This window comes from Tautonia sp. JC769 (genome assembly GCF_040717455.1).
GTDB lineage: Bacteria > Planctomycetota > Planctomycetia > Isosphaerales > Isosphaeraceae > Tautonia.
On sequence record NZ_JBFEFH010000007.1, the window covers coordinates 245162 to 261513 of the forward strand.

12 protein-coding genes are annotated in these 16352 nt (G+C 69.5%); 4 read left to right on the forward strand and 8 right to left on the reverse strand.

Annotation, left to right across the window (positions count from 1 at the left end):
- Positions 1-103: 103 nt before the first annotated feature.
- Positions 104-1027, forward strand: a complete 924-nt coding sequence (locus AB1L88_RS10130; protein ID WP_367096534.1) for a ParA family protein — start codon at positions 104-106, stop codon at positions 1025-1027.
- Positions 1028-1293: 266 nt separating this feature from the next.
- Positions 1294-2274 carry a hypothetical protein gene (locus AB1L88_RS10135; RefSeq protein ID WP_367096535.1) on the forward strand — a complete coding sequence of 327 codons (981 nt, stop codon included), beginning with the start codon at positions 1294-1296 and terminating at the stop codon, positions 2272-2274.
- A gap of 101 nt (positions 2275-2375) precedes the next feature.
- Here AB1L88_RS10135 and AB1L88_RS10140 read toward each other — a convergent pair whose 3' ends face one another.
- From AB1L88_RS10140 to AB1L88_RS10155, 4 genes are all read right to left on the reverse strand, one after another.
- Positions 2376-3803, reverse strand: coding sequence for a sialate O-acetylesterase (locus tag AB1L88_RS10140; RefSeq protein ID WP_367096536.1), 1428 nt, complete (start codon positions 3801-3803; stop codon positions 2376-2378).
- Between the two features lie 300 nt (positions 3804-4103).
- Entirely contained in the window at positions 4104-5105 is a 1002-nt protein-coding gene (locus tag AB1L88_RS10145; protein WP_367096537.1) for an RluA family pseudouridine synthase, read from the reverse strand.
- Positions 5106-5273: 168 nt separating this feature from the next.
- Positions 5274-5849: a hypothetical protein gene (locus tag AB1L88_RS10150; protein WP_367096538.1), complete on the reverse strand. Its 576-nt coding sequence runs from the start codon at positions 5847-5849 to the stop codon at positions 5274-5276.
- A 14-nt stretch (positions 5850-5863) separates the two neighbouring features.
- Positions 5864-7135, reverse strand: a complete 1272-nt coding sequence (locus AB1L88_RS10155; protein WP_367096539.1) for a hypothetical protein — start codon at positions 7133-7135, stop codon at positions 5864-5866.
- Between the two features lie 323 nt (positions 7136-7458).
- Between AB1L88_RS10155 and AB1L88_RS10160 the strand changes: the two genes are divergently transcribed.
- Both AB1L88_RS10160 and AB1L88_RS10165 read left to right on the forward strand, forming a co-directional pair.
- Positions 7459-8394, forward strand: coding sequence for a mechanosensitive ion channel family protein (locus AB1L88_RS10160; protein WP_367096540.1), 936 nt, complete (start codon positions 7459-7461; stop codon positions 8392-8394).
- A gap of 245 nt (positions 8395-8639) precedes the next feature.
- A complete protein-coding gene (locus AB1L88_RS10165) occupies positions 8640-9593 on the forward strand; it encodes a hypothetical protein (protein ID WP_367096541.1) in 954 nt (317 codons plus the stop codon).
- A gap of 358 nt (positions 9594-9951) precedes the next feature.
- On the opposite strand, the gene AB1L88_RS10170 is transcribed toward AB1L88_RS10165, so the two are convergent.
- The 4 genes from AB1L88_RS10170 to AB1L88_RS10185 form a co-directional block, all read right to left on the reverse strand.
- Positions 9952-12408, reverse strand: coding sequence for a hypothetical protein (locus AB1L88_RS10170; RefSeq protein WP_367096542.1), 2457 nt, complete (start codon positions 12406-12408; stop codon positions 9952-9954).
- 243 nt (positions 12409-12651) lie between these two features.
- The gene (locus AB1L88_RS10175) at positions 12652-13509 is read right to left on the reverse strand and encodes a YkgJ family cysteine cluster protein (RefSeq protein ID WP_367096543.1); all 858 of its coding nucleotides are present in this window, start codon (positions 13507-13509) and stop codon (positions 12652-12654) included.
- Positions 13510-13668: 159 nt separating this feature from the next.
- Positions 13669-14625 carry a class I SAM-dependent methyltransferase gene (locus tag AB1L88_RS10180; protein ID WP_367096544.1) on the reverse strand — a complete coding sequence of 319 codons (957 nt, stop codon included), beginning with the start codon at positions 14623-14625 and terminating at the stop codon, positions 13669-13671.
- 554 nt (positions 14626-15179) lie between these two features.
- Positions 15180-16196 carry a DUF1559 domain-containing protein gene (locus AB1L88_RS10185; RefSeq protein WP_367096545.1) on the reverse strand — a complete coding sequence of 339 codons (1017 nt, stop codon included), beginning with the start codon at positions 16194-16196 and terminating at the stop codon, positions 15180-15182.
- Between the last annotated feature and the right edge of the window lie 156 nt (positions 16197-16352).

Consider the following 16352-nt stretch of genomic DNA (forward strand, 5'->3'; position numbering starts at 1 on the left):
CGCGCATTGTTCCAAAGAAGGAGTCGGACGGACCCGAATTCGATCGAATCCAGGCCTTCGAACGCGAACCAACCCCACACTCCGCGACCAGGGAGGGAACCCGATGACGCGCCGGATCGCGGTCTTGAACCAGAAGGGGGGCGTGGGCAAGACGACCACGACCGTCAACCTCGCCGCCGCCCTCGCCAACGAAGGGCACCGGACCTTGGTGCTCGACCTCGACCCGCAGGCCCATGCCACCTTGCATCTCGGCCTGATGCCCGGCCGATCGGGGCCGTCTCTCTATGACGTCCTGACCCAGGGACTCCCCCTGAAGGACGTCCGCCGCCAGGTCGCCGACAACCTGTTCATCTGCGGCAGCCACATCGACCTGGCCGCCGCCGAGGTCGAGCTGATCGGCACCGTCGGCCGCGAGGTCATCCTCCGCGACCTCCTCGCCGCCGACGAGGCCGACGACGCCCCCTACGACTTCGTCCTCATGGACTGCCCCCCCTCGCTCGGCATCCTCACCCTCAATGCCCTCTGCGCCGCTCAAGAGGTGTTCATCCCCCTGCAGGCCCACTTCCTCGCCCTGCACGGCCTCTCGAAGCTCCTGGAGACGATCCACCTCGTCTCGAAGCGGGTCAACCGCGACCTTCGCGTCTCCGGCGTCGTCCTCTGCCTGTACGACTCCGGCACCCGCCTCGGCGCCGAGGTGATCGACGACCTCGAACGCTTCTTCGAGGCCCGGCGCCAGGCCAGCTCCCCCTGGTCCGACGCCCAGATCTTCAGGTCCCGCATCCGCCGCAACATCCGCCTGGCCGAGTGCCCCAGCTTCGGGCAGTCCATCTTCCAGTACGCCCCTTCCAGCCGAGGAGCGGCCGACTACTCCTCGCTCGCCTCCGAAATCCAGGGCCGCCCCCCCACCGGCACCTGGGCCTCGACCACGTCCACCGCCTCCACCCCCGAACCCGACTCCGACGGCGAACTGCCCGCCGTCGCCCGTCCCGCTCACCTCGACGAACCCTCCTCCGCCCCGGCCGCCTGACCCGTCGCTCCCCCTCGAGAAGACCGCCTCAACCCTCGCCCCCACTTGCGGGGCAGAGGGTGTCAGATTCAGCCCTCGCCCCCGCGTGCGGGGGAGAGGGTGGCCGCAGGCCGGGTGAGGGGGTCCGCGGCCCGATCAATCCGCCACGGACAGCCAACTCCTCATTCGTGATCGCCCACCGAGCGTCGTTCAGGTCGTGGTCGACCCCGCCCCGCTCGGGCCGCTCCCTCGACACCCTTCCGCCCCCTTCGAGCCTGGCCCTCTCCATGCGCTGGATCGGCATCGACGAGGCCGGATACGGCCCCAATCTCGGCCCCCTGGTCATGACCGCCGTCGTCGCCGAGGGGCCGGACGACGCCCGCCCCGACCCCTGGCTCGACTGCCCCGGCACCGTCTGCCGATCGGGGATCCGCGACGCCCGCCTCTGGATCGACGATTCCAAACGCCTTTATCGCCAGGGCGTCGGCCTCGACCGGCTCGACGCCGCCGCCTTCGCCGCGATCGACGCCGCCGGGCTCCCGCTCCCCGGCGACTTCCGATCACTCCTCAGCACGCTCGGCGTCCATCCCGACCGCGAGGGGGAGCTGCTCCCCTGGCTGCCGGTCGGCCGCGATTGCCCCGTGCCTCACCCCGCGTCCGCCGCCCGAGTAGCAACGGCCATCCGGCTCCGCCCCTTCGCCTCGGCTCCCTGGCGGATCGTCGCCCTCCGCAGCGTCATCCTCGGCCCGTCCCGGTTCAACCGGCGGCTGGCCGACCTCGGATCGAAGGCCCTCGTCCACTTCTCCGCCTTCGCCGAGCTGCTCGGCTGGGCCTGGGACCTCGCCGCCGACGGCACCCCCACCGTCGTTCGCGGCGACAAGCACGGCGGCCGCCACTTCTACGCCGACTTGCTCCGCTCCTCCCTGCCCCCGTTCACCACCTCCATCACCCCCGGCCCCGAAGGCCCCGCCCTCAGCCGCTATCACATTCGCTCCGATGCTGATGCGAGCACCCCTCGCCGATCCCTCACCCTCGACCTTCTCCCCCGCGCCGACGCCGACGACGCCCTCGTCTCCCTCGCCTCGATCCTCAGCAAGCTCCTCCGCGAATACTGGATGAGTTGCTTCAACGCCTACTGGGCCGCACTCGTCCCCGGCCTCAAGCCCTCGGCCGGCTACCCCGTCGACGCCTCACGCTTCCGCCGCGACCTGCTCGCCCACCTGCCAGACCCCGACCCGCCCGCCACCTCCTGGTGGCGATTGAAATAATCTCAACTTATTCACGACAACATAAGCAAAAACGGGACGATCGCGCCACAAAGGCCCCGATCGTCCCGCGGTGCTCCGTTCGGCAACCACCAACCCGGCTGTTACCGAACCGTGATCCCCGGCCACGAGTCGGTCCGGAAGGGGGAGGCGGGCAGGTCCGCGCCGTTCCAGAGGTTCACCACCGGGTAATCGTCCCACCCGAAGCGGACGGCGACCGGATGATCGACCTCGGGGCTGGAGACGACGATCGTCTCCTCGTCCACGATCTCGGCCTCGGCGTTGACGAACTTCTGGTCCTCCCCGGCGATCGTGAAGCCGGTCAACGACCCGTCCTTGGCCACCAGGCCGCCGTCGGCGTGGTCAAACTTCAAGGTCGCCTTGCCGCCGGCGAACGAGGCCGAGCGGAGGGTCGGCCCGGAGTAGGGGATGTCCTTGCCGTACTCCAGCGCCAGGGCCGCCAGCGCCAGCCGCTGACCGACCGGCTCCTTGGCCTTCGGGTGGATGTCGTCTTCCTCCCCCACGTCGGTGATCACGGCCATCGCCACGTTGCGCAGGACCTGGGTCGCCAGCAGTTGGGCCTCGCGCAGTTCGGCCCAGTCGCTCGGCCCCGGCTCGGTCCGGATCGCCCTGAACGGCGCCAGTTGCACCAGCAGGAACGGGAAATCTCCCTGGCCGAAGGCGTCTCGCCAGTTCTCGATCATCGTCGGGAACAGCGTGCGATACTCAAAAGCCTGCCCCGCGTTCGATTCCCCCTGGTACCAGATCGCCCCGGCGATGCCGTAGGGGACGATCGGGTGGATCATCGCGTTGTAGAGCCAGCCCGGCCGGTGCGACTCGCGCGGGTTCTCCGGCCGGTCGAGGATCCCCTTCAGGTACGGGTGCGCGGCCAGGGCGGCCGTATCGGTCCAGGCCTCGGCCGGGGTGCCGCCGAAGTTCGTGCTGATCAGGCCGACCGGCACGCCCAGCTCCTTGCGGAGCATCTTGCCGAAGTGGTACGCCACGGCCGAGAAGCCGGGGATCGTCTCCGGGCTCGAGGCCGACCAGGAAACGTCGACCGTGTCCTGGGGCTCGCCCGTCCCGACCCGGGGCACGGTCAGCAGGCGGAGCTGATCGTCCTCCGACCCGGCGATCACCTCGTCCGGGTTGGCGCTCTGGCTCACGGCCCACTGCATGTTCGACTGCCCGGAGCAGACCCAGACCTCGCCGACGAGCACATTCTCAATCGTCACCGAGTCGTCACCGCTGGCGATCGTCAGGGTGCCGCCGTCGCCTCCGGCCTCCAGGTCGTTCAGAGTGGCCATCCAGGTTCCATCGTCGCCGGCGGTCGCGGTCGCCTCCTGGTCGCGGAAGCTCACCGTCACCTCGGCCCCGGGGTCGGCCGTCCCCCAGATGGGGACCGTGGTGCCTTGTTGCAGCACCATGCCGTCCGAGAAGATCGGGTTCGGCGTCACCTCGGCGACGGCCGGCATCGCCGCGGCCATCCCCACCGCCACCACGGCGGCAAACCACCTGCTCTTGCGGAGAGTCATCGATCAATCGCTCCTGTTGGCGCTCGCGTTGCGAAATCGAAGGGCCATCCTCCTCCCGACCGGTCAGTCGGAAGGAGCATTCGGCGATCATACTCCCCGATCCTTCCCGTCGCCACGCTCCAGAATCCGGCGGATGCACCAAGGGATTGTGTCATCGACACGACACCGCTCCCGCACCGCCGTCGAGCCACTGGGGAGCGAGAAACGTCTCTCCCCCTCCGTTCTCCGCGTCTCCGCGTCTCCACGCGCGGTCCCCTCTCCCCGTCCCCTGATGCCCCCAATCCGGCATCTTGCCCGTGCTCAACCGATCGCCCGATGCTCCCGCAACGCCTGCAAAACCGCCTGCATGTCCTCCGGCACCGGCGACACCAGCTCCATCGGCTCCTCCGTCTTCGGGTGGATCAGCGAGAGCCGATGCGCATGCAAGGCCTGCCGGCCGATCAACACCCGATCCGCGTCGGGAGCCTCGGGGCCGATCAAGTCGCCCATCGTCAGCCTGTCCCGCCCCGAGTACAGCTTATCGGCCACGATCGGGCAGCCGACGTGCGTCAAGTGCACCCGGATCTGATGCGTCCGGCCCGTCTTCGGCTCGCACAGGATCAACGCATACCCCCGGAATCGCTCCAGCACCTTGTAGAACGTCCGGGCGACCTTCCCGCCGTCCTCCGGCCTCCGGATCGCCATCTTCTCCCGATGCGTCGGGTGATGGCCGATCAGCTTGTCGATATAATCACTATCCCGCTCCGGCGACCCCGACACGATCGCCAGGTACTGCTTCCGGATCGTCCGGTCCTCGAACTGCTTGGCCAGGTGCGTGTGCGACCGATCCGCCTTGGCAATCAAGATCAGGCCCGACGTATCCCGGTCGAGTCGGTGCACGATCCCCGGCCTCAGCTCCCCCGAGACGCTCGACAATCGATCGAGATGATGCTGCAAGGCGTTGACCAGGGTCCCCGACCAGTTCCCCTTCGCCGGGTGCACCACCATGTTCGGCGCCTTGTCCACCACCGCCATCGTGTCATCTTCATAGATGAAGTTCAGCGGGATGTCTTCCGCCTGCGGCACGTCGTGGTCGAGCACCGGCAGCCAGACCCGCACCCGGTCCCCCAGCTGCACCTTGTACGACGCCTTCACCGCCTGGTCGTTCACCAGGACCGCCCCCGCGTCGATCACCTTCTGGAAGACGCTCCGCGAGTAGTCCGGGAACCGGCTATGCAGGTAATGGTCGATCCGCTTCGCCTCCGACCGGGCCCGGATCGTGAACTCGGTCGGTTCTTCAGACAGCGATCGCTCGCGAGGCATGGGCCGATGGTCCGGTCGGACAAGGAGGTGAGACACGACGCCGGGCGCGAATTCCCCACGCGGCGCCCCGGCCGCAAGCAAGCCGGCAGAGGCCCCCAGGCCCGACGCCCTCTCGATCGATTCTAGCAGAACCCCCCCGGCGAACGCGCAAAGTCCCTTGTTCGCCGCTCACCACCAATCGAACAGGTTCGAGCCGACCGTCAGGCCGATCCAGGCCAGGCCGATGGCGATCCCCAGGCGGTCGATCCAGCACCGCTCGGGCCGCCATCGCCCGGCGAAGGCCAGCACGAGCCAAACCGCCCCGATGGCCTGCGCGATCTCATAGGGAGGCACCGCCTGGCCCGCGTAATCCGACCAGGTCGGTTTGTACTTGGCCCGAATGACGACGGCAAGCACGAAACCGGCCGCGACGACGAGCAGGTAGGCCGCTGTCACGGCCGCCGCCACCGTCCCCGGCTGCGAGATCAACCGGGCCCGCCTCGGCCGGGGTGGCCTGAGGCGGACGATCAGCACCGCGATCGAACCGCAGGCCAGCAGGCGAGCGGCCCCCATCGTGAACTGGCGGAGCCGCTCCGCGAACGTCATCGGCCTCGGGGCGTCGAACTCACGAGCGAGGAGTCCCACCCCCTCGCCCGAGATCGCGACCCCCAGGGACTCGCGGCCCCAGGCCAATCCGATCGCGGTTGCCGCCACCAGGATGAGCGCGTCGGCCACTTGAACCTGCCGCGCGTTCCCGGTTGTCATCGCTCCTCCGCTCGTCAGCGGGCGCCTGGACCGCCGGATGGGAACACCTCATCCGGCAATTCCCCGCTCGGAGCCGGAGCCGGGGGTTCCGCGGCCGGTTCCGGATCGACAGGCGCCGGCTCCGGCTCGACCGGAGCAGGGGCAGGCGTCGATGTTCCGAACGGATCATCAGGCACCCGCGGCGCCTCCGGGGCCGGCGTCTCCGTCGGGGCAGGGGCCGGCGTCTCCGTCGCCGACTCGCCCGGGGCCGGCTCGGGGGCCGGGGTCACCGGCACGTCCGCCGCCGGGTCCTCGGTCGTCGCGGGGGGCAGATCCGGCAGGCCGACGGGGGCAGGCAAGTCGGGGGCATCAGCCGGCGACTCGGAATCGGAGGGCGAACTCAGATCGATCGAGGGAGACAGATCCAGCCCTTCCAGCCCCGGAATCGTGCCGCCGGGCAAACCACCGGGGCTCCCGCCACCCGGAGGCAAGCCGAACATCCCTTCCAAGGGGCTCGATGCCCCCGGCGCCAGGTTCAGGCCGGGCAGGCCAAGCCCCGCGGGGCCTCCGGCCGAGGCGCTCGGCTCGTACGCCGACAGGGCCTCGTAGAAGGCGATGCTGTCGCTCCGCCGCAGCCGTTTCAGGGTGCCGGTGGCCTGAGTCGCCTCGGGAGTCTCGGGAAACTCCTCGATCACCGCTTCGTACAGCGCCACCACGTCATCGAGCTTCGCGTGGTCGGCATCGTCGGCATTCAGGCCCATCCGGGCCTCGGCCGCCCGGGCTCGGCCGAGCGCCGCCAGGCGCTTCAACGCGTCGTTCGACTCCGCGTCGTTGTAGACCGCATTGAACAGGTCATCGGCCTCGACCACCTTGCCCGCCCCGGCCGATCGCCGCGAGGTCGCCAGCTCGGCCGACCCCTCGTTCAGCAACAGCGAGGCGGCCCGCAAGCGGGCCCACTGGGCGGCGGCCGTGTCGGGATGCGTCTCGGCAATCCCCTTGAGCCGCTCGGGCAGGCCCGCGTTCGGGTCGGCGCCGAAGGCGGCCGCGGCCGACGGCGCCACGCCGATCGAGGCCAGTTCGTTCCAGGCCGCCACGCCCGCCTGATTCGGCCCGCCGATGCGATAGGCGATCCAGAGCCCGCCGACCAGGCCGGCCAGGATCAGGAGCACGCCCGCCCAGAACCCCGGCCCTCTCTGGATCATCCGACGGATCCACTGCTCGAGCATCGTCGGCTCGTCGTGGTGAATCAACGACTCGGGGGGCGGCTCGCCCTCGTGATGGTGGCGAGGTTGGGGCTCGGTCTTCATGGTCGCTCGGCACGCTCGGCCCCGGAGCCGGGGCGATCTCGGGATCGGCAACACAACACGCAAAAAGGGGGTCCCCCTTTGCCACCGCGTCATCTTAGCGGCCGGTCGTCAACCCGGTCAAGCGCAGCCATCTCCGCTCGGACGGCTTGACGGCGATCGGCCAGTCCAGCGCGCCAACGCAGCGACAACGCCACTCATTCACGCACGATCCGACCGAGCCCCAATCGGCCCTCGATTTGCTCGGCCCAGGGCCGGGGGAAGTCCCCCAGCCGAACACCAACATCCTTATTGCCGATCGCGCCGAATGCCCCGGGATGAGCGTCATGGATCCGAATCGCATCGTGTTGAACAGCCTCCGCAAACTGCTGACCGATTTCCTCTCCATCCTGCCGCAGTTGGCGATCGGCGTGGCCTTCCTGCTGATGACCTGGCTGCTCGCCATCGGGGTCGACCGCGCCTTGAACAACCTGTTCCGGAGGACGAGGCTCCGCAAGTCGCTCGGCGAATTGTTCCGCCAGCTCGCCTACATCCTCGTCTGGGTCGCCGGGTTGCTCACCTCGGCCGTCATCATCTTCCCCACGGTCACCCCGGCCAAGGCCCTGACGGCGCTGGGCCTGGGGTCGATCGCCGTCGGATTCGCGTTCAAGGACATCTTCGAGAACTTCATCGCCGGCATGCTCATCCTGCTCCGCGAGCCGTTCCAACTGGGCGACTTCATCGAGTGCCAGACGCTCGAAGGGTTCGTCGAGGAGATCACGATCCGGGACACGCACATCCGCCAGGTCGACGGCCAGCGCGTGGTCATCCCCAACGCCACCTTGTTCATGAATGCCGTCACGGTGCGGACCGACCTCGACATTCGACGCACGACCATCATCTGCGGCGTCGCCTATGGCGAAGACGTCGACCGCTCCCGAGAGGTCATTCGAGCCGCCGTCGAGCCGCTCCCGACGGTCTCGAAACGCAAGGCGGTCGAGATCTTCGCCAGCGGCTTCGGCGACAGCAGCATCGACTTCGAGGTGACCTGGTGGACCGGATCGCACCCCCTGGAGATCCGCCGCTCCCGAGACGAGGTCGTCGCCGCGGTCAAGCGGTCGCTCAACGACGCCGACATCGAGATCCCCTTCCCCTATCGCACGCTCACCTTCAAGGAACCGCTCGGCGTCGCCACCGTCCCCCACCGCGCCCTCTCCTCTCAAACCGAGGACGACGACGGCGAAACCCCGGGCCGTCACCCCGATGCCGACCGACCTTCCTAACGTTCGGCTCGCGCCCGCCCCAGGCCCCGCTCCCCTCTTACGGCTCCAAGGGGTCGCGCGACGGCCCCGAGGCCGCTGCCGATCCGTTGCCCTCCCTTTCCCCGGCTTCGCGCATCGCGCCAACCAGCTTCCTCGTCCCAAGGCATGCAGATTGCACCACTTCCATGCGCTTCGTCTCTGATGGCGGCGAAGTCTCCTCACACGACGACGAACGGATCCCGATCGACCACGAGAGACATTCACCCATGTGGAAGATTTTCACCAACCGCCCTCGACGGCCGTCCAAGGGTTCGCGCCGACCGACCCTCGAACGCCTTGACGACCGTCTCGTCCTCTCCGTCACCGTCCCGACCCTGGCGGAGGCGCAACCCGAGGCCGTCCAGGCCGCGATACCCGAGGCCCCGGCCGAGACCCGAACGACCATTTCCCTCCAGCGAGCCCGACAGGTCGTCGGGACCGACGTGGAGGATCTCCGGGTCGAGCAGTTCCGGAGGACGATCGACCAGTTCCACTCCTCCTATCTCCGCCAGATCGACCACTTCAATCGGACCTTCGCCCAGCAGCAGGACCAGTTCCGCAGGATCTACCTCCGGGGCGTCAGGGCCTTCGGACCCGACGAGGTCGGCCCCTTCCAGGAACGCTTCTCGACGGCGGTCGACCGGTTCCGCGATCAATTCCTGCGGCGCGTCGACCAGGTCAACGAGCACTACGCCGACGCCTACACCCGGTTCGGCAACCGCCTCTCCCGGTTCGGCCTCATCCCCAACGCCAGCCTCGCGCACACCGCCGGCACCCCCGGGCGCCTGGCCCTGGCCGCCTCACAGACCGGCACCGCCCGGCAGCTCGGGTTCGGCGGCTTCGACTTCGGCGGCGCCTACGACACGTTCGGCAGCGCCTTCGCCGGCTTCGGCAGCAACCTCGCCGGCCTCTACAACGACTCCTTCGGCTACTACGGCGACCTCTACAACACCGGGTTCGACGACTACTACGACTCGGGCTACCTCGACCCCGATGGCTACGAAACCGGCTTCAACACCGCCTTCAACACCGGGTTCGACACCTACGGCGGCATCTACACCGGCGCCCTGAACGACTACTACAACTCCTATAATACCTTCTACTCCGACTACGGCCTGGGGATCCCGTCGATCGACTATGGCTATCCCGGCTACGGACTTCGCTCCGGCTTCGCGTTCTGACGCCGATACCCGGAACCATCGACAACAATCAACGCATCTGACCCGAATGGGCCGATCGCGTCAGGGGCTGGCCATCGGTCAGCCCCTTGGAAACGGATCTCCTCGGCCGTGCCGTTCGAGGGCGGCTTCCGGGGGCCCGGCTCGCGACCGGGGCAGGGGGGCATCCGACGCCGCTCCATCACGACCACGCTCTTGCACGTGCTCACATTCATTTGCGAGGCCGCGTCGTCGTCGCCTCGGGCGGTTCCCGAGGGATCGATCGTGGAGTCCCGATCGACGCGACGGCGGATCGTCCGGGCCATTGCCGTCGGATGGATCCGCCGCGCCCCCGATCGGCCCGAGACCGTCACCCTCCGATTCATCCTCCCGGATCGGCCGTCGGCTCCGGCTCGTCCTGCACGGGGACCTCGCCGCCGCCGGGTCCCCCGGCATCGCTCCCGGTGTCGCCACCACCCTGGGCGGGGGAAGGAGCGTCCTCGACCCTCGGCTCGGGGCTGCCTTGCGGCTCCTCCTGAACGGGGGCCTCGCGCTCGTCCCCGCCGGATGGCTCGGAGGCGGGTTGCGGCTCCTCCCGGATGGTGACCTCGCCGCCGCGATCCTCCGGCGGGCCGCCGGGGAGATCGACCTCCTGCGACGCATCGAAGGTCGTCCCCGACTCGCCCCCGGCAGCATCAACCTGGCCCGCGCCGGCGGCCTCGGGGTCCTCGGCGACCGGGACCCGCGCCGAAGGATCGGGCGAATCGGCCTGCCCGACCGGGTCGGAGGCGCCCCGACGACGGGCCTCGGCGTCGGCCCTCGTGCCGACCAGGGGGGCAGCGTCGGCGTCGGCATCGACATCGGGGTCGGTCGTCGCGGCCGCAGCGTCGGGGTCGGCGGCCTCGCCGGGGACCATCGGGGCCGGGGCCGAGGTGGTCGCGGGGACGACCGGGCGCCTGCCCCGCGCCCCGTCGTCGGCGAACAGGTCCGAGGCGCCGAGGATCCCCCCGACGATCGCCGCGACGCTGGAGACCGCCGCGATGCCGAACGACCACCAGGCGGCGTCGGCCGCGACCTTGCGCACCTCCTCGGCCTGCTCCAGGGCCTCCTGGCGAGCGCGGCGGAGTTCGCGACGGGCCTTCGACTTCAGCTTGTCGGCCTGGGCCAGCGCCTCGTCCCGGACCGATTCCAGTCGGGCGAGCAACGCCTCGGCGTCGTCCTCGTCCAGGTCCGATCGGCTCGAAGCGATCACGGCCCGCAGGGTGTCGCGGTCCATCGCTTGCCAACGGTTCCGCAGGCCCTCGGCACCCGCCTTCGGGTCGTGGAAGAGCAGCGCGACGTCATCCTTGATGTCGTCGTAATTCAGCTCCGGCTGGCCGAGCGAGTCGAGGTAGTCCCGGATCTTCCGCTCGGCGCCGCGACGGACCGAATCGGCCCCCCCCTCCACCTGCGAGAGCCGCCGATCCATCTCCTCCCGGCCGGTCCCGGCCATCGACGCGACCGAGGCCACCACCTCCTCGATCGTCCCGGCGATGCGGTCGGCCTGGTCCGAATCGACATCGCCTCGGGCTTCCAGCAGCGACCGGACCGTCTCCCGGTCGACCATCGCCAGCCTGGCTTGCAGGGCGGCCGCCCCGACCCGGGGCTCGGTGACCAGGCGGGTCAGGTCCCGCTTGATCCCCTCCGGGTTCAGCTCCGCCAGGTCGGTGTCGCGGAGATACTCCTCCACGCGGCGACGGCCCGCCTCGGCCGACCTCCGAGAGCGGCCCGTCAGTCGCTGGGCGGAGTCGATGGCCTTCTCGGCCGGCCCCTTGCTCGGGTCGGCGGCCTCGACGCGGATGACGTCGATCGCCTCCGAGAGCCCCCGACGGACCGACTCGACCTCCCTCGTGCCGAGCGTCCCCCGGCTCTGCAGGTCGGCGACCACCCCCTCGACGTCGATCACCGGCCCGGAGCCGTCGGCCGACGCCACGTGCAGTTCCAGGTCGTCGAGCAGGCCCGAGACCTGTCGGCGGATCGCCCCAGGGTCGACCGGCCTCGGCTTCAACTCGCGGAGGTAGTCGCGCAGCTCTCGCTTCAGGCGCTGGGCGTCGCCGTCGCGTTGCAAGACGTCGGCCACGGCCTTCGTCATCTCGCCGGCCACGTCGGACGCCTGCTGCTTGGCCGAGGGCTCGAAGAACGACGAGGTCGCCGAGGCCACCGACCGGAACCCGGCCATCGCCGTCCGGATCAGGGTCCCCACCGCCGACGTGACCGCCATGCCCTCCAGCATCGTCAAGAGCGTATAGAACAGCGCCCAGATCGTCAGGCCGATCAGGGTCCCGAGCAGCACGTTGGTCCACCCCTGCTGCTCGTCGCTCAGGGCCACCTGACGCTCGATCAGGCCCAGCTCGCCGGCCAGCCAGCAGGCGGCGAAGAGCGAGATGGCCGTGGTGATGGCCGCCCAGAGGCCGAAGGCGCCGGTGATCTCGCGGGCCTCCTCGGCGATCTCCTCGGTCGAGGGCAGCCCGCCTTTGTTCCCCCGCCTCTTCCGGCCGTCCCGGCCGTTGTCCCCCTCGTCGAGGGGGCCGAGCATCGAGATCCCGGCCGCGACCGACACGTTCGTCAGCAACAATTGAAACGCCACCGCCAGGATCAGGCCCACCAGGATCGCCAGGACGACGTAACCGGCATCGGGCAGATACGGGACCACCAGCGCCATGCCGCCTCGCTCGACGCCCGAGGCCGAGACGCCCGCCGCCCCCGCGGGGGGGACCACCTCGTCTTGCCCCGTCGAGCAGCCCGGCGCGGCGACGCTCGCCGCAACCAGCAGGATCAGTGTCGATGTGATTGCGCGCATGGTCCGGCTTCTCCCTGGTGTCTCTCAAATGATGTCGGGATGATTCGTCGGGCCGCCGGGCCGTCGCCGATTCAAGCGAGGGCGCCGGGGCGTGCCCGCCGGCCGAGAACCCGCGAGCGACCGCCTCGGCGGCGCCGCCCGGCGCCCGTCGACCAATCGTGATTCCTGGGATCAACCCGGGCGAATTTCATGCCAGCCGCCCGGGGGCGGGCCGGCGTCCGTGGCCCCATCCCCCTCGGCTCGTCACCCCTCCGAGCCGTCGCCCGCCGACGCGCCGGGCCCCCGATCATCCCGGCCCGCCGGCCCCATCGCCGGATCGGCCCGGCCCGCGAACCGGGCGATCAGGTCGCGGAACAGGTCGGGAGCGGGCCTCGGGGGAGGCCCCTCCGGATGCGAGGCCGCCCACTCGGGCGCCAGCACCAGGGGGACCCAGTTGATCGTCTCCGCCTCGGGAGACGGGTCGCAGAGCCTCGCGAAGGCCATCCAGAGCGAGCCGGGCAGCGTCACCCCCTCGACCGCCCCCGGCGTCGGCCTCGCGCAATGCTCGGGATGCGAGGTCACCAGGTACTCCCGGCAGACCAGGGGGCGTTCCGGATGGATCGAGCACGACTCGTCCTCCAGGAACGGGCAGGGGACCCCCGCCGCGAAGTAGGCCCTCCCCAGCCTCCCCCTCGCCTCCCGGTCCATTGTCCTCCGATCGTCCGACCGCAGCGGCCCCAGCACCCCCGCCTCGTCGAGCCGCCGGACCGCCTCCCCGAACCGGGCGAGCACCGCCGACCGCCTCGGCCCCGGCATCGCCTCGACCATGGCCGCAACCCGCCTCGCCTCCACCTCCGAGACCGGCACGAGCTGCCTGCAGCACGCCCCGCACCCGGCCCTGCACGACACCCGACGCCCCTCCGCCTCCACCTGATGCACCGTCAGCTCGACCACCCTGTCTTCCATCGCCCTCGCCAGCGGCAACAGCTCCTCCAGCGCCACCGGCCTCGTCGGCAACGTCACATCCAGATCCAGCATCCCCCCCGGCAGCGTCAATTGCAGCTTCGCCGACACCGACGCCCCCGGCCCCGCCCCTCCCTCCCGATCGCTGGCCTCGCCCATCGTCCCGCCCTCCCGCGATGATTTGCGCCAATGAAACGCCCCCGGCGGGCCGGAATGACCCCTGAGCGTGAGGGATGCTCCGTCCGCCTCGCCCGTGATGACGGGCGGGACGCCGTCGAGCGTCCCCGACCGGTTCCGCCGCGATTCAAGGCCCCGCAATCAGGCTTTCCGCAGGGCGATCCGCATGGGAAGCAGGTCCCTGTCGTCGAAGACCCTCCACGCGTTCGCGAGATATGCCAGGTACAGATTGTAGGTCCTGACGCCGACCAGTTCGATCGCCCTGCGTCGGTTTTCGGCGAGCCGATCGAACCACGCCTCCAGCGTCGGGCGATAGTCGTGGATCGAGTGATGGACGATCCGGAAGCCGGCCCTGTCGAAGACCCTCAGGTGTTCTTCCAGGGCGGCCAGCTCCGAGCCGGGGAAGACCTCGAATCCGGGGAGGATCGTCGGCACCGTCCCGGGCGTGCTCTTGCAGAAGAAGTGGTGCACGATGCGCCCGCCCGGCTTCAACGCGTCGCGAAGCGTCCGCGAGAACCGCTCCAATTGGTGGTTCCTCACATGCTCCATGATGCCGATCGAGTAGATCGCGTCGAAATGCTCCCTCGGGTACTCGCAGGTGATGGCATCCTTGAATTCGACGCGGAGCCCCAGCCTCTCCCTGATCGAGTCCACCTGCTCCCTGGACAGCGTATAGCCGACGAGGTTCTCGCGGTCGTTCGTCATCCCGGCGATCTTCTTCAGCATCCCCCCCCAACCGCAACCGAGTTCGAGGATGATCTCGCCGGGCCTCGGGTCGATCAGACGGGCGATGAATGCGGCCTTGTTCTCCTGAGCCTCTTCGAGGGTCTCGCCCGGCCGATTGAAGTCCCCATAGGTGTAGAACATGTACTCCCGATCCAGGAACAACTCGTAGAACTCATTCGACACGTCGTAATGCTTCTCGATCCCGATCCGGTGGTTCCGGTACACGCGCGACCGCCGATACAGCCACAGGATCAGGCCCACCACCACCTGGGGGGGATAGATTCGGTCGAACCGAAGCCCCCCCCGCGCCATCCGCCCCCAGACCTCGCTCGGGTCCAGGGGGGATTCCTGGCGGCTCAGGTGCCTGAACATCGCCCAGGACCTCCCGAGCAGTGCCGCCTCCGCGGCAACGGTCAAATGCGTCAGCATCATTCGTTCTCGACGGAACCGAGAGATCGGGTCAAGACACACACACACACCACAACGGCACACCCGAAGCAAACGGAGCAGACCGAAGGACACGAAGCCGTTCGACCATTCCGGCGTCCTCGGACGCCCCAGGGGCCGTGGACTCGATTCTAAGCCCCGCGTCGCGGCGGTGTCTCGGGTCCAGTCCCCCGGGCCGTCGGGCGTACCGCGAACGCCCCGCGGCCGCGGCCGCGACGCGGACCGGCCCGCGTCGTTCGCCGGCCGGTCGACGCGACCGGCCCTCGATCGCGGGTCCTCACCCCCGGGCACCGGTTTCCGCCGGGAGGGGCCACTCCTCAGCCCACCCGGACCAGCCCGACACGCAAAGACGGTGCGCCCGACATCCCGCCGGAGCGTCAGCAGCAAATCCCGAGCAGGCGACCAATCACAGAAGGGCGGGGGCGTCCCTCGACGCCTCCCGCCCCGTCATTGCAGGCCCTTGTGCGCGTGACCGGTCGTCAGTACGAATCGGCGCTGATCACCTCGCCGCCCGCCACGGTCCCGAGCGCCCGCCAGGTGAAGCCGTTGACCGTCTCCTTGACGAATCGCACGCTCCCGTCGCCGAACAGGGCGTTGACGCCCCCGGGGTGGTAGCTCCGGGCCGTGATCGCGGCGAAGGTGGGCCCGCCGATCTTCTCGCGCCTGCTCGTCAGGTCGAGGTCGGCATATTCGCCGTTCGGGCCCCCGGAGATCGTCCGGTTCGGGGGCCAGGCGGTCGTGAAGCCGGTGTGGTGGGTGGCCGACTCGACCCACTCATTGTGCCCCTCGGCCCGGAAGGCGCAGCCGCCGAGGTACTCGGGGGCGACCGCGTGCGGGTCGGCGTCCGGCGGCGGGACGTTGGCCGGGTCGTTGATGTTCGCGAGCGTCGGGCAGTCCCGATAGTACTCCTGGTACGACCTCCCCTCGGACAGCAGGATCGTGTTGCTCAGGCCGTCCCGGAACGCCGCCCAGTTCCTCGACAGCATCGGCCCGAAGGCCGAACGCCCCTTCAGGGTCGTCCCGGTCCCCCCCCAGACGAACCAGTCCCCCGTGCAGTAGCCATAATTGCAGACGCTCATCCGACCTCCCCGGTCGTGGGTGAACTCCTGCTGGACCTCGCTCGGGCAGACGAGCAACGAGAGCCGGGTCGCGGTCGCGGTCAAATTCGACGGATCATACATCTCGATGTCGAAGTTCAAGGCGCTGGAGATGGCCCCCTGCTCGACATAAGGCAGGATGCGCGGGTGGGCGCCGAAGCTGTTCGTCCAGGCCACGGCCCCCCCGGTCCCCGTGATGACCAGCGTCGGGGGCAGGCCGCCCACCGCATCGTGATAGCCGTGCAGCGCCAGCCCGAGCTGCTTCAGGTTGTTCGTGCATTGCATCCGGCGTGCGGCCTCTCGGGCCGACTGCACCGCCGGGAGCAAGAGCGCGATCAAAACGCCGATGATGGCGATGACGACCAGCAGTTCGATCAACGTAAACCCGCGACGAGGCATCAGGGAAACTCCAGGGGGATCGGCACCGGACAGGGTATCGTTCGACGCATGCCGCCACGCAAGTCCCGTTCCGCCCCCGTCCGTCCGGATAACTCACGACGGAGCAACACCTTGCGTCATCGTCCCTCGTCCCGCCGCACCGCATGCGGCGGATTT